12 protein-coding genes are annotated in these 13,269 nt (G+C 71.2%); 3 read left to right on the top strand and 9 right to left on the bottom strand.

Going from position 1 to position 13,269, the window contains the following annotated elements:
- Window positions 1–44: 44 nt before the first annotated feature.
- Window positions 45–887, bottom strand: coding sequence for an AAA family ATPase (locus EPA64_RS01885; protein ID WP_134724525.1), 843 nt, complete (start codon window positions 885–887; stop codon window positions 45–47).
- A gap of 162 nt (window positions 888–1,049) precedes the next feature.
- Between EPA64_RS01885 and dksA the strand changes: the two genes are divergently transcribed.
- Both dksA and EPA64_RS01875 read left to right on the top strand, forming a co-directional pair.
- Window positions 1,050–1,472, top strand: coding sequence for an RNA polymerase-binding protein DksA (gene dksA, locus EPA64_RS01880; protein WP_134724524.1), 423 nt, complete (start codon window positions 1,050–1,052; stop codon window positions 1,470–1,472).
- Between the two features lie 4 nt (window positions 1,473–1,476).
- Window positions 1,477–2,646 (top strand): FAD-dependent oxidoreductase, encoded by a 1,170-nt coding sequence (locus tag EPA64_RS01875; RefSeq protein ID WP_181953487.1) that lies wholly within the window; start codon window positions 1,477–1,479, stop codon window positions 2,644–2,646.
- Window positions 2,647–2,735: 89 nt separating this feature from the next.
- On the opposite strand, the gene glmM is transcribed toward EPA64_RS01875, so the two are convergent.
- The 3 genes from glmM to EPA64_RS01860 are packed head-to-tail and all read right to left on the bottom strand — an operon-like array spanning window position 2,736 to window position 5,910.
- A complete protein-coding gene (glmM, locus tag EPA64_RS01870) occupies window positions 2,736–4,082 on the bottom strand; it encodes a phosphoglucosamine mutase (protein ID WP_134724523.1) in 1,347 nt (448 codons plus the stop codon).
- The gene (gene folP / locus EPA64_RS01865; RefSeq protein ID WP_134724522.1) at window positions 4,079–5,065 is read right to left on the bottom strand and encodes a dihydropteroate synthase; all 987 of its coding nucleotides are present in this window, start codon (window positions 5,063–5,065) and stop codon (window positions 4,079–4,081) included. Before folP ends, glmM begins: the two co-directional genes overlap by 4 nt.
- 56 nt (window positions 5,066–5,121) lie before the next feature.
- Window positions 5,122–5,910 (bottom strand): dihydroneopterin aldolase, encoded by a 789-nt coding sequence (locus tag EPA64_RS01860; RefSeq protein WP_134724521.1) that lies wholly within the window; start codon window positions 5,908–5,910, stop codon window positions 5,122–5,124.
- Between the two features lie 208 nt (window positions 5,911–6,118).
- Here EPA64_RS01860 and EPA64_RS01855 point away from each other — a divergent pair, with 208 nt between their 5' ends.
- The gene (locus EPA64_RS01855) at window positions 6,119–7,270 is read left to right on the top strand and encodes a Hint domain-containing protein (RefSeq protein ID WP_246026564.1); all 1,152 of its coding nucleotides are present in this window, start codon (window positions 6,119–6,121) and stop codon (window positions 7,268–7,270) included.
- Between the two features lie 75 nt (window positions 7,271–7,345).
- Here EPA64_RS01855 and EPA64_RS01850 read toward each other — a convergent pair whose 3' ends face one another.
- From EPA64_RS01850 to EPA64_RS01830, 5 genes are all read right to left on the bottom strand, one after another.
- A complete protein-coding gene (locus tag EPA64_RS01850) occupies window positions 7,346–7,798 on the bottom strand; it encodes a cell wall hydrolase (protein ID WP_342773332.1) in 453 nt (150 codons plus the stop codon).
- A 268-nt stretch (window positions 7,799–8,066) separates the two neighbouring features.
- On the bottom strand, window positions 8,067–10,631 hold the full coding sequence (locus EPA64_RS01845; RefSeq protein ID WP_134724518.1) for a putative PEP-binding protein: 2,565 nt from the start codon (window positions 10,629–10,631) through the stop codon (window positions 8,067–8,069).
- A 74-nt stretch (window positions 10,632–10,705) separates the two neighbouring features.
- On the bottom strand, window positions 10,706–11,494 hold the full coding sequence (xth, locus tag EPA64_RS01840) for an exodeoxyribonuclease III (protein WP_134724517.1): 789 nt from the start codon (window positions 11,492–11,494) through the stop codon (window positions 10,706–10,708).
- Window positions 11,495–11,540: 46 nt separating this feature from the next.
- A complete protein-coding gene (locus EPA64_RS01835) occupies window positions 11,541–12,809 on the bottom strand; it encodes a hemolysin family protein (protein WP_134724516.1) in 1,269 nt (422 codons plus the stop codon).
- Between the two features lie 3 nt (window positions 12,810–12,812).
- Window positions 12,813–13,136 carry a HesB/IscA family protein gene (locus EPA64_RS01830; protein ID WP_134724515.1) on the bottom strand — a complete coding sequence of 108 codons (324 nt, stop codon included), beginning with the start codon at window positions 13,134–13,136 and terminating at the stop codon, window positions 12,813–12,815.
- Window positions 13,137–13,269: the final 133 nt, after the last annotated feature.

Here is a 13,269-nt window from a genome sequence, read left to right as displayed (position 1 = left end):
TCGCGGAACGCGACGGGGCAGCGCCCCCCTTCCACCGCGCCGCCTCAGCGCCCCTGGCGCCGGGCCAGAAAGGCCAGCCGCTCGAACAGCGCGACGTCGGTCTCGTTCTTGACCAGCGCGCCGTGTAGGCGCGGCAGCATCTCGCCCGGCGGACGCTTCAGATCCTCGGGGGACAGATCCTCGGCCAGGATCAGCTTCAGCCAGTCCAGCAGCTCGCTGGTGGACGGCTTCTTCTTCAGCCCCGGTGCCTCGCGCAGTTCCAGGAACTGCGACAGCGCCTCGTCCAGCAGCCGCGGCTTCAGCCCCGGATAATGCACCGCCACGATCTGCTTCAGCGTCTCGGCGTCGGGAAAGCGGATGTAATGGAAAAAGCAGCGCCGCAGGAACGCATCCGGCAGTTCCTTTTCGTTGTTCGAGGTGATGATGACCACCGGCCGGTGCCGCGCCGCCACCGTCTCGCCCGTCTCGTAGACGTGGAACTCCATCCGGTCGAGTTCCTGCAGCAGGTCGTTGGGAAACTCGATGTCGGCCTTGTCGATCTCGTCGATCAGCAGCACCACCTTGGCGGGCGCGTCGAACGCCTGCCACAGCTTGCCGCGGCGGATATAGTTGGCGACGTCATGCACCCGCGCATCGCCCAGCTGGCTGTCGCGCAGGCGGCTGACGGCGTCGTATTCGTACAGCCCCTGCTGCGCCTTCGTGGTGGACTTGACGTTCCATTCGATGATCGGCAGGCCCAGCGACGCCGCGACCTGGCGGGCCAGATCGGTCTTGCCCGTGCCCGGTTCGCCCTTGACCAGCAGCGGGCGTTCCAGCGTCACGGCCGCGTTCACGGCCAGCGCCAGTTCGGGGGGCGCCACATAGCGGTCGGTTGAACGGAACTGCATCCTGCATCCTTTCCAGGGTCGCGCCAGACCCTAGTCGCGGTCGGGGCGGGCCGCAAGTTTGTGACCGGCGGCCGCTGTCGCGGCACTTCCCTTCCGGCCCCTCATCCTTTATGCGGACGCGCGAGGAGCCGGGTCGCCCTGCCCGGTCCGGCCGGAGGAACAATGAAGCGCCAGACCTTTCTGCCCGAAGACTATCGCCCGGCCGAAGACGAGCCCTTCATGAACGATCGCCAGCTTGAGTATTTCCGGCGCAAGCTGGTGGCGTGGAAACAAGAGCTGCTGGACCTGTCCGCCGAAACGCTGGAGGGTTTGCAGGACAGCGGCCGCAACGTCCCCGACATCGCCGACCGCGCATCCGAGGAAACCGACCGCGCCATCGAGCTGCGGACCCGCGACCGCCAGCGCAAGCTGGTCAGCAAGATCGACGCCGCGCTGCGCCGGATCGAGACGGGCGAGTACGGCTATTGCGAAATGACGGGCGAGCCGATCAGCCTGCGCCGCCTGGACGCCCGCCCCATCGCGACCATGACGCTGGAAGCGCAGGAACGCCACGAACGCCGCGAACGCGTCCACCGCGAGGAATAAGGCCGTGGCCGGCGCGGGTGCGCTGGCGGGCCGCCCCGTCACCATCATCGGCGCCGGCATCGGCGGGCTGACCGCCGCGCTGGCACTGGCGCGGCGGGGCGCATCCGTGACCGTGCTGGAACGCGCGGGCGCGCTGCGCGAGGTGGGCGCGGGCATCCAGGTCAGCCCCAACGCCGCCCGCGTGCTGGACGCGCTGGGGGCCGGCGCGGATTTCACCACGGTCTCGGCCCCGTCGCACGGGGTCACGCTGCGCGATGCGGCGGGGGCACGCGTCCTGCACATGGATTTTGCCAAGGCACGCCCCGCAGCGGCGTTCCGCACGGTGCATCGCGCCCGGCTGATCGAGGTGCTGGACCGGGCGGTGCGGGCCGCGGGCGCCGCGATCCGGCTGGACAGCCCTGTCGAGGTTCTGCCCGACGCGCCCCTGCTGATCGGCGCGGACGGGCTGCACAGCCGCGTCCGCGCCGCGCTGAACGGGGCTGAGACGCCGTTCTTCACCGGGCAGGCGGCATGGCGGGCGCTGATCGCGCTGGAACCGGGCGCGGCGAATGGCGCGCAGGTGTTCATGGGACCGGGGCGCCACCTCGTCAGCTATCCGCTGGCCCACGGCCTGCGCAACATCGTCGCGGTCGAGGAACGCACCGCCTGGACGCCCGAGGACTGGTCCCGGCCCGACGACCCCGACACTCTGCGCGCGGCCTTCGCGCGCTTCGGCGGCCCGGTGCCGGGCTGGCTGGCGCAGGTGACGGAGTGCAGCATCTGGGGCCTGCACCGCCACCAGGTCGCCGCGCGCTGGCACGACGACCGCCGCGCGATCCTGGGCGACGCGGCGCACCCGACGCTGCCGTTCCTGGCGCAGGGCGCCTGCATGGCGATCGAGGATGCGTGGGTGCTGGCCGCGTGCCTTGACGCCGATGCCGACCAGCCCCGCGCGCTGACCCGCTATCAGGCGCTGCGCCGGCCGCGCTGCGTCCGCATCGTGCAGGCGGCAAACGACAACGCCCGCAACTATCACCTGTCCGGCCCGCGCCGCATGGCCGGGCACACGGCGCTGCGGCTGGCCGACCGGCTGGCCCCCCGCGCGGTGTTCGAGCGTTTTGCCTGGGTCTATGATTACGACCCGACCGCCATCGACCCGGCCCCAGCGCCCCCGACCGTCGCGCGCTCGGCCTGACCGGCTTTCTTCCTTGCCGAAATATCCCGGGGGGTGAATGGGGTGAGGCCCCATTCACGCCGCAGGCGACGGGGGCAGCGCCCCCACTCCTACGCCGCCGCCCGCTCCACCGCCGCGACGATCCCGTCGACGACCTCGCGCAGGACGATCTCGTCCTCGGCCTCAGCCATGACGCGGATCAGCGGCTCGGTCCCGGATTTGCGGATCAGGACGCGGCCCGACTGCGCCAGCCGCGCCTCGGCCGCCGCGATCTCGGCCCGCACGGCGTCGGCCGACAGCGGGTCGGCACCGGCGCGGAACCGCACGTTCTGCAGCATCTGGGGCACCGGGTCGAACTGGCGCACCAGGGTGCTGGCCCGCTCGCCGCTGTCGGCCAGCGCGGCCAGGAACTGCAGGCCCGCGATCAGCCCGTCGCCGGTGGTGGCATAGTCGGTCATCACGATATGGCCCGACTGCTCGCCCCCCAGGTTGAACCCGCCGGCGCGCATGCGTTCCACGACATAGCGGTCGCCGACCGCCGTGCGTTCCAGCCGCAGGCCGCGGCGCGCAAGGTGGCGCTCCAGCCCCAGGTTCGACATCACCGTCGCGACCAGCGCGTCGCCGCGCAGCCGCCCTTGGTCCGCCCAGCGTCCCGCCAGCAGCGCCATGATCTGGTCGCCGTCGGCCACCGCGCCCGTCTCGTCCACGATCATCACGCGGTCGGCGTCGCCGTCCAGGCTGATCCCCAGATGCGCGCCATGCTGGCGCACGGCCTCGGCACAGGCCTGCGGATGCGTGGACCCCACGCCGTCGTTGATGTTGAACCCGTCGGGCTTGACGCCCAGCGCGATCACCTCGGCCCCCAGTTCCCACAGCACGTCGGGCGCCGCGCGATAGGCCGCGCCGTTCGCGCAGTCGATCACCACCTTCAGCCCGTCCAGCCGCTGGCCCGCAGAAAAGGTCGTCTTGGCGTATTCGACATAACGCCCGCGCCCGTCCTCGATCCGCCGGGCGCGGCCGATCTGGCGGGGCGGGGCCAAGGGGATCTCGCCCTGCAGGATCGTTTCGATCTCGGCCTCGGCCTCGTCGGACAGCTTGAAGCCGTCGGGGCCGAAGAACTTGATGCCGTTGTCCTCGGCCGGGTTGTGGCTGGCCGAGATCATGATGCCCACGCTGGCCCGCATCGACCGCGTCAGGAATCCCACCGCGGGCGTCGGCACCGGCCCCAGCAGCAGCACGTTCATCCCCGTGCTGGTCAGCCCCGCCGTCAGCGCGTTTTCCAGCATATAGCCTGACAGCCGCGTGTCCTTGCCGATCACCACGCGATGGCCGTTGCTGCCGTCCTGCCGGAAATAGCGGCCGGCGGCGGCGCCCAGCCGCAGCGCCAGTTCCGCCGTCATGGGGTGGGTGTTGGCCCGGCCGCGCACGCCGTCGGTGCCGAAAAGCTGTCTGGTCATGTCTGTGTCCCTTCGACGGCCTGCCACAGGGACAGGCCTTGTCTGATGCCGGCCACGTCGTGGACCCGGTGGATCTGGATACCTTGCGCCACCGCCGCCAGCGTCAGCGCCAACGTTCCGGGGTCGCGGTCGGCGGGCGTGTCCGCGCCCCCGATCGTGCCCACGAACCGCTTGCGCGACACGCCCAGCAGGACCGGCGCGCCCAAGCCGTGAAACAGTCCGATGCGGCGCAGGATCGCCAGGTTGTGCGCCTGCGTCTTGCCAAAGCCGATGCCCGGATCGACCACGATGCGGTCGCGCGGGATGCCCGCCGCGACGGCGCGGGCGATGCGGTCGGCCAGCGCGTCATGGACGTCCAGCAGCACGTCGTCGTATCGCGGATCGTCCTGCATCGTCTGCGGAACGCCCTGCGCGTGCATCAGGCAGATAGCGGCCCCGCGTTCGGCCACGGCCGCCGCCATGCCGGTGTCAAAATCCAGCCCGGACACGTCGTTGACCAGCCCCGCCCCCGCGGCCACCGCCGCACGCGCCACGGCAGCCTTGCGGGTGTCCACGGACAGCGCGGCCCCGGCCAGCGCCGCGATCACCGGGGCGACGCGGACGATCTCGTCGGCAACCGGCACCTCGGCCGCGCCGGGGCGGGTCGACTCGCCGCCGATGTCCAGCATGTCGGCCCCCGCCGCCAGCAGGTCGCGCCCATGCGCCGCGCCGTCCGCATCCCAGCACCCGCCGTCGGAAAAGCTGTCGGGCGTCACGTTGACGATCCCCATGACGCGGGGCCGGTCCATCGAAACGCCCAGCACAGGCGGGCGCGGGGCGGTCAGCGCGGCCAGCACGTCGTCGGGCGCGTCCTCCACGATTTCCGGCGGCCCGCCTCGCGTCAGGCGTTCCAGCCGCGAGAATCCGACCCAGCCGCCCGCCAGCCGCCAGCGCCCGCCGGTCGGGTCGGGGATGGGTCGCCAGTAGGTCCGGGGGTGCTGCATCGGGGTCATTCGGGATCAGGGCGCAGGGTGCTCACAAAGCCGGTCGGCGGGCAAGATCAGCGCCCGGCGCGCGCCACGGTGCCGCGGAAATCCGCCAAGGGCGGGGGCAAGGGCACGCCGGGCGGCAGCGCCATATCCAGCCGCGGCGCGCCCAGCCGCTGCGCGATCCAGAAGGCCAGCGCGACCGCATCCGCGGGCAGGTCCGCCACGTCGGCCGCCATGCGCGCGGGCGCCCAGACGACGGCGCGCCCCTCGGTCGCAGCCCAGTCGATCTCGGTCCGGCTGTCCGCGACGGTCACCCCCAGCCGCCCGGCCAGCGCCCACGCCGCCTGGTCCAGCGCCAGCAGCGCGATGCGCCGCGCGTCCCCGCCTTGCGGCAGCGGCAGGCCGGGCGCGTCGGGCGCCACCACGACCGCGCCCGGGGGCAGTCCGGCATCCGCCCCCATGAACAGCACGGCCGGCGCCGCGCCGGCGGGCACCGCCCGCACCCGCGCGGCGCGGCGCACCAGCGACACGCCCAGCGCGCCGGGCACGCGGTCCAGCTTTTCGATCGTCACGGCAACGCGGGCGGCACGCGGATGGTCCAGCACCTGCGCCGCGATGCGTTCGCCCAGCGTCTCCAGCAGGGCCACGCGCGAGTCTGCCAGCGCCGCAGTCACCGCCCCGGTCAGCACGTCATAGCTGAGGATGCGGTCCACGTGGTCGTCCGCGCCTGACACCGGCTCGGCCAGCTCGACCTCGACCGCAAAGCGCAGGCGCTGCGGGTTGCCGCGTTCGGTCTGGAACGCGCCGATGTCGGCCGTGACGACATAGTCGCGCAGGTGGATGCGGTCGGGCTGGTCCATGCCGCCTGCTTAAACGGAAACAGACCCGCCGCAAGATGCGGGCAAAGTTCGGCGGCGCCCTTTATCGAGGCATTTAGTCTGGAATAACCTGTGAACGCGGGCGATAGTGGCTGCACGGCGGGCCGCGGAACCGGCCGGCCCGCCGTCCGTTCACGCCGCTGTGGCAGTCATCGACCGCCAGACCTGCCCAAAGCCGATGGAGGGCTGCATGCCGATTTCGACCGTCAACTGGCTGTGGATCGGCAACCGGCCGATGCTGGACCCGTCGCCGCTGACCAGCATCAACGTGGCGCAGCGCAATGCCATCCTGGGCCACCGGGTCGAGGGGCGCGACCAGATCGAGGCAGTGTCCCTCGACGGGAACTATGCCACCCTCACCCCGGCCAGTCCGAACAGCTTTGTCACGGTGTGGGACGGGACGGCCCGCGGCATCCGACCGACCACCTTCTCCTATGACGCGGACGACCGGCAGGTGACGGGCGTGAACGCCATTTCGGCGTTCCGGGTGACCATGCGCATCCAGACGGGATCGCAGCCCGACGTCTTTCAGGACCAGCAGGCGACGCTGGTGCAGATGTCGAACGGCGACCTGTTCTTTCGCCCCTTTTCCGCGACGGTCGGCGACTGGGCCACGATCGACCGCGTCCACAGCATCGAGGTTATTGCGGTCGATCAGCGCGTCTCGGAATCCTTCGGGGCGATCAACCACACCACCAGTTTCAGACCGGAAATCTTCGACGTGGCGTTCCCGTGCTTTGCGGCGGGCACGCTGATCGACACGGTGCGCGGCCCGGTCGCCGTCGAACGCCTGCGCGCGGGCGATCTGGTCCGCACGGCCGCCCACGGTTTCCAGCCGATCCGCTGGATCGGGTCCAGGACGCTGGACCGGGCCGACCTGGCCCGTCGTCCGGGGCTGCGGCCGATCCGCATCGCGGTCGGTGCGCTGGGTGAAGGCAGGCCCGGGCGCGACCTGCTGGTCTCGCCCCAGCACCGGATGCTGGTCCGGTCGGCCATCGCGCAGCGGATGTTCGGCGCGCCCGAGGTGCTGGTCGCCGCCAAGCACCTAATCGGCCTGCCGGGCATCGCCGTCGCGACCTGCGAGCGCGTGGACTATGTCCATTTCATGTGCGACCGGCATCAGGTCGTCTTTGCCGAGGGTGCGGCAACCGAGTCGCTTTATGCCGGGGCCGAGGCGATCAGGACGCTGCCCGGTGCCGCCCGGGACGAGATCCTGGCCCTGTTCCCCGAACTGGCGAACGCCCCGGCGCCCCGGCCCGCACGGCCGCTTGTCCCCGGACGGCAGGGGCGGCAGCTGGCCCGACGGCACATCGCGAACGAGCGCCCGCTGATCCACGGCTAAGGCCACGGCCATGAAAAAGGGCGCAGGCGGTGTCCGCCCTGCGCCCCGATGTCAAAGGCCGTTGCCGGCCGCCCCTCAGTTCGAGGCGACGCGCTGCCCGCCCCCGCGGCGATAGAAGATGTGCGCGCCGATGCGCGTCGTGCGGGTGAACCGCTTGGACCACGACGGGCGGACCTGGGTCGTGTGGAAATAGGTCGCGCCGTTGGTCAGGTCGCGGGGCGCGCCGGCCAGCGCGGCGGCGGCGATCTTGGCGGCGCGGGCGGCGGCGGCACCGTCGCGCATCCGCAGGCTGCCGCCCTTGTAGCTGAACTGGCCGCGCTGGTTGACCACGCCGCAGACCGATTTCGGAAAGCTGGGATGATCGACGCGGTTCAGGATCACCTCGGCCACGGCGCGCTGGCCCTTGACCGATTCACCGCGCGCCTCGAAATACAGCGCCTCGGTCAGGCATTTCATGGACTGGCCGCCCTTGGTGGACACCCGCGCGGGGTTCAGCGGCGCCTCGGCTGCGGCAGGCGCAGAGGTCATCGAGATCACGGGCAGGGCACACGCTACACACACACAGATGCGCGCCAGCCGCGAAAGAAGCTTTTGCATTGGTCGGTCCTGTATCGTTTCGGCATTGCCCGCGGTGGCAGCCGCGGGCCTGTCGAGGACTGACGTGCGGTGAACGGACGCGTCGCGCCAGCGCACAGGGCCGTGAGGGATGGAACCGACGCTAATTCCGCCATTTCCGGCAGTTTACCGCCTAGGGGTGCAGGGCCGATCGGCGGGACTGCGCGAATCCGCCCCGGGCCTAAGACCCTTGCGCGGCGTCTGCGGAACCCGCCGCCGCGCGCCGCGCGCGAATCGATTCCTGCGCCCCCGCCAGCCGCGCCAACGGCACCCGGAAGGGCGAGCAGCTGACATAGTCAACCCCCGCGTGCAGGCAGAAGGCGATGGATTCGGGGTTGCCGCCGTGTTCGCCGCAGACCGAAATGGTGATGCCGGGCTTGCGCTCGCGCGCGCGCGTGACGCCGGTCAGGATCAGCTCGCCCACGCCTTCCTGGTCCAGGATGTGGAACGGATCCTCGGCATAGACGCCCTGCCCGACATAGTTGCTCATGAACCGGCCGGCGTCGTCGCGCGACAGGCCATAGGTCATCTGCGTCAGGTCGTTGGTGCCGAACGACAGGAACGCGCAATGCTCGGCGATGTCGCCCGCCCGCAGCGCGGCGCGCGGCGTCTCGACCATCACCCCCAGACGATAGTCAAAGCTGGTGCGGGTTTCCTGCCGGACCGAGGCGGCCACCCCCTCGATCTGGTGGCGGACCAGCTCGACCTCGCGCATGGCGCTGACCAGCGGGATCATGATCTCGGCCACGACGCCCTCGCCCCGGCGGCTGGCGGCCACGGTGGCCTCGAAGATGGCGCGGGCCTGCATCTCATAGATCTCGGGGACGACGATGCCCAGCCGCACGCCGCGCATCCCCAGCATCGGGTTGAACTCGCTCAGTGCATCGACGCGCCGAACCACGTCCGACAGCGGCAGGTCCAGCGTCTCGGCCAGCTCGCGCATCCCCTCGCGGTCGTGGGGCAGGAACTCGTGCAGCGGCGGGTCGAACAGGCGGATGGTGACGGGCAGCCCGTCCATGATCTGGAACAGCGTGGTGAAATCCGCCCGCTGCATCGGCAGCAGGCGGTCGAGCGCAAGGCGGCGATCCTCGGGCCGGTCGGCGAAGATCATCTCGCGCATGGCGGGCAGACGTTCTTCGTCAAAGAACATGTGTTCGGTGCGGCACAGGCCGATGCCCTGCGCGGCGAACATCCGCGCCGTGCGCGCATCCTCGGGCGTGTCGGCGTTGGCGCGCACGGCGATGGAACAGGCGGCGTCGGCCCATTCCAGCAGCTGGTTGAACGCGTCGTCCAGCGCCGGTTCCAGCATCGCGGCCGCGCCCGCCAGCACCTCGCCCGAGGTGCCGTCGATGGTGATCTCCTCGCCCTCGCGGAAGCTGCGGGGGCCGGCGGTCAGGATGCGGGCGCGGGCGTCGATGCTGATCCCCGAGGCGCCGACGATGCAGGGCAGGCCAAGGCCGCGGGCGATGACGGCGGCGTGGCTGGACATGCCGCCGCGCTCGGTCAGCACGCCGACCGAGGCGTGCATGCCGCGCACGTCCTCGGGGACCGTCTCGCGGCGCACCAGCACGCAGGATTCGCCGCGCGCGGCGGCGGCCTGCGCGGCGGCGGCGGTAAAGACGATGCGGCCCGTCGCGGCGCCGGGGCTTGCGGCCATGCCGCGCGTGATCAGGTCGCGGGGCGCGCGCGGATCGACCTGATGGTGCAGCAGGTCCGACAGGGCGCGCGGCTGGACGCGCATCACCGCCTCGTCAGGGGGGATGACGCCGTCGCGGACCAGCGCGACCGCGATGCGGACGGCCGCGCGCGACGACCGCTGCACCCGGATCGCGTCGATGATCGACAGCTCGCTGTCGGCCACGACGAACTCGATCTGCATTTCCTCGCGCAGACGCTCGCGCGCGGCCACGCCAAAGCGGACCAGATCGGCGAACACCCCCGGCGCGGCCTCTTCCAGCGAGTGGCCGCGCGGGTCGCGCGTCAGATACAGCGTCTCGGCCGCCGCCAGCACCGCCCGGCCCTGCGTCTGGCCGCGAAAGCGGCCGGTGATGCCGGGCGCGCCGGTCACGCCATCGGTGAACTGGATGGTGCCGGACCCGGTGACGCCCGGCCCCAGCGCCAGCGCCATGTCCTGCACGACCAGCCCCAGCGCGGCGTCCGCTGGGGCGCGCTTGGCCTGGCGCAGCAGCCGCGCGCTTGGCCCGTCCCATGCGCGCGCCATCGACCGCAGCACCTCGGCCAGCTGGCGGGCCGGGTCCTGGGGAAAATCCTCGTCCGTCTCGTCGCGATAGGCGGCGAGCGCGTCGGCCAGCGTCGCCTCGGGGTCCGAGAACATGTCCGGGTCCAGCCGCGCGACGTGGATCGCATAGGACTGGACGAACCCGCGATACAGCGCGTCCGCGGCCTCGTGGCCCAGCCTCTGGGCGAGGCTGGCATGGCAGGCCGCGTTGATGCCCACGTTCAGGACCGTGCCCGGCCCGCCCCATTCGGGATTCAGCGCCGAGGGGCGCACCCCGACCAGCCTGCCCGCGGCGGAAAACATCCGGTCCAGATCATCGCGCGGCGGCATCCGCCCCGAGGCGATGCCGCGCACCGCGGCGGCCGAGATCGCAAAGCTGCGCGGAACCGGCAGGTCCATGCGGATCAGCCGCTGCAGGCACTTGGCGCGCCAGCCGTGCAGAGCGGTGGAAATGTCCGCCGATGGCGTGATCTCGACGATCAGTGATGGGTCGCGTGGCTGGTCCATGATGGCGCGACCCTAAGCGCGGGCCCGCCGATGCTGCAAGCGCGAACGCTGCGGCCGGCCCGCGCCGCGGGGCGTCAGGCCGCCAGATCGACCCAGACGGGCACGTGGTCGCTGGGCTTTTCGCCGGCGCGCTGGTCGCGGTCGATGCCCGCGTCGCGCATCCGGTCGGCGGCCTGCGGCGACAGCAGGATGTGGTCGATGCGGATGCCGTTGTCGCGTTCCCACGACTGGCGCTGATAATCCCAGAAGGTGAACGGCCCGCGCGTGGCCTGCGGCGCGCGGATGCGGATCGCATCGGTCCAGCCCTGGTTCACGATGCGGCGGAACGCCGCGCGGCTTTCGGGCAGGAACAGCGCGTCGTCGGTCCATTTTTCCGGCCGCGACGCATCGCGCGGTTCGGGAATGACGTTATAGTCGCCCAGCATCGCCACCGGCGCCTCGGTCGCCAGCAGCGCCGCGGCGCGCTCGCGCAGCCGTTCCATCCATGCGAGTTTATAGTCGTATTTCGGCCCCGGCGCGGGGTTTCCGTTGGGCAGATACAGGCCCGCGACCGTGACCATGCAGCGATCGCCCATCACGTCGGCCTCGATCCAGCGGGCCTGTTCGTCGGCGTCATCGCCGGGCAGGCCGCGGCGGATCTCCTCGACGGGCAAGCGCGACAGGACGGCAACGCCGTTCCAGCTTTTCTGGCCGTGGGTCCAGACGCGCCAGCCCAGATCCTCGATCGCCTCGGACGGGAACCCCTCGTCCTGGCTTTTGATTTCCTGCAGCACGACGACATCGGGCTGCGCCTCGGGCAGCCAGGCGGTCAGCTGCTGCAGCCGCGCCTTGATGCCGTTGATGTTGAAACTGGCGATCTTCATGGCCGCGACCCTAGCAGCACGGCGGCGGGGGGCAAGGCTGGGCCCGTTATTCCGGCGCGGGGCCGGTCACGATCAGCCGGTCGATCCGCATCGCGTCCATGTCCGCGATCTCGACCGTCCAGCCGTCGTGGGTGAATACGTCGCCGGTGCGCGGAATGCGGTTGATGATCGCCAGCACCATGCCGGCGACGGTGTTGAAATCCCCTGCGGGCACCGGGAAACCCGTCTCGCCGGCGAACTCGTCGGCGCTTTCGCCGCCCGCCACCAGCCACGACCCGTCGGCGCGCCGCACGATGTCGGGCTCCTCACCGTCGCGGTCCACGAAATCCCCGGTGATTGCCTCAAGCAGGTCCATCGCCGTGATGATGCCGTGGAAATGACCGTATTCGTCATAGACCAGCACCATGCGCGACGGCGTAGCGCGCATCACCTCGATCACCGACAGGGCGTCGGCGGCGTCCAGCACGGTCGGCGCCTCGCGCATCAGCGACTTGAGGTCGGGGGCCTCGACCCCGATCAGGTCGCGCAGGGCGACGACGCCCAGGATCTCGTTCGCGGTGCCGTCGGTGACGGGCAGCCGGGAAAACCGCGCGTTGCGGGCCTTTTCCATGACGATGGCGGGGGGGTCGTTCAGGTCGATCGTCTCGACGTCGCGGCGCGGCGTCATCATCGCGGCGGCCGAGCGGTCGGCCACGCGCATCACGCCCGCGATCATGCCGCGCTCGCCCTCCATCAGGACGCCGGCCTGCGTCGCCTCGGCGATGGTCATCCGCACCTCTTCGTCGGTGATGGCGCGGTCGGAACTGTCGCGGATGCCGATCAGGCGCAGCACCAGCCGGCTGACGGCATCCAGGAACCAGACCAGCGGCGTGCCGATGCGCGCCACCATCCGCATCGCTGGCGCCACGCGCGAGGCGATGCTTTCGGGGTTGGACATGGCGATCTGCTTGGGCACCAGTTCGCCCATGATGACCGACAACGCGGTGATCGCGGCCACGACCAGGAACACGCCCAGCGTCTGCGCCAGACCGTAAGGCACGCCCAGCCCGACCAGCGCGGCGCCGGCGCGCGCGCCCAGCGTCGCGCCCGACACCGCCCCCAGCAGCACGCCGACCAGCGTGATGCCGATCTGGACGGCGGACAGGAACTTGCCGGGTTCCTCCAGCAGGACCAGCGCGGTCTGGGCGCCGTGATCGCCCTTTTCGGCCATGCTGGCCAGCCGCGCGGGACGCGAGGACACGACCGCCAGTTCGGACATGGACAGCAGGCCGTTCACGACGGTCAGCGCCAGGATCAGCAGAATCTCAAGCAGCATGCGTCAGATCGAGAACGAGGTGCCGCAGCCGCAGGAGGTGCTGGCGTTGGGGTTGTCGATGACAAAGCGCGCGCCGATCAGTTCGTCCGACCAGTCGATGGTGGCGCCCGCAAGGAACGGCAGCGAGACCGGATCGACGACCACGCGCTGTCCCTGCCCCTCGATCACCAGATCGCCGTCGGCGGGCGCGTCCATGCGGATTTCGTACTGGAACCCCGAGCAGCCGCCGCCCAGCACGGCGACGCGCAGCGGTTGCCCGTCGCCGCCCGCATTGATGTCGGCCAGCCGCGCGAATGCGCGGGGCGTGACCTTGGGGGGCAGGTTCATGGGGCGTTCCCGTTCCGGTGGCGTGTGGCTGAATATAGGATGACGGCCGGGCCGTCGCAAGGCGCGCCCTCCTCTGCCCCGTCCCGACCGCCGGCCCGCGCCCGCCTGCGCCACGGGCGGCGGCCCCGGACTG

The organism is Paracoccus luteus (genome assembly GCF_004522155.1).
Taxonomy (GTDB): Bacteria; Pseudomonadota; Alphaproteobacteria; order Rhodobacterales; family Rhodobacteraceae; genus Paracoccus; species Paracoccus luteus.
This window is presented reverse-complemented; position numbering and strand designations above follow the sequence as displayed.

What these genes read in the sequence shown, in the direction of transcription:
- EPA64_RS01845 (WP_134724518.1), bottom strand. Translation starts at nt 10,631, where the DNA reads ATGGACCAGCCACGCGACCCATCACTGATCGTCGAGATCACGCCATCG.
- glmM (WP_134724523.1), bottom strand. Translation starts at nt 4,082, where the DNA reads ATGACCAGACAGCTTTTCGGCACCGACGGCGTGCGCGGCCGGGCCAAC.
- EPA64_RS01835 (WP_134724516.1), bottom strand. Translation starts at nt 12,809, where the DNA reads ATGCTGCTTGAGATTCTGCTGATCCTGGCGCTGACCGTCGTGAACGGC.
- dksA (WP_134724524.1), top strand. Translation starts at nt 1,050, where the DNA reads ATGAAGCGCCAGACCTTTCTGCCCGAAGACTATCGCCCGGCCGAAGAC.
- folP (WP_134724522.1), bottom strand. Translation starts at nt 5,065, where the DNA reads ATGCAGCACCCCCGGACCTACTGGCGACCCATCCCCGACCCGACCGGC.
- EPA64_RS01860 (WP_134724521.1), bottom strand. Translation starts at nt 5,910, where the DNA reads ATGGACCAGCCCGACCGCATCCACCTGCGCGACTATGTCGTCACGGCC.
- EPA64_RS01885 (WP_134724525.1), bottom strand. Translation starts at nt 887, where the DNA reads ATGCAGTTCCGTTCAACCGACCGCTATGTGGCGCCCCCCGAACTGGCG.
- xth (WP_134724517.1), bottom strand. Translation starts at nt 11,494, where the DNA reads ATGAAGATCGCCAGTTTCAACATCAACGGCATCAAGGCGCGGCTGCAG.
- EPA64_RS01855 (WP_246026564.1), top strand. Translation starts at nt 6,119, where the DNA reads ATGCCGATTTCGACCGTCAACTGGCTGTGGATCGGCAACCGGCCGATG.
- EPA64_RS01850 (WP_342773332.1), bottom strand. Translation starts at nt 7,798, where the DNA reads ATGACCTCTGCGCCTGCCGCAGCCGAGGCGCCGCTGAACCCCGCGCGG.
- EPA64_RS01830 (WP_134724515.1), bottom strand. Translation starts at nt 13,136, where the DNA reads ATGAACCTGCCCCCCAAGGTCACGCCCCGCGCATTCGCGCGGCTGGCC.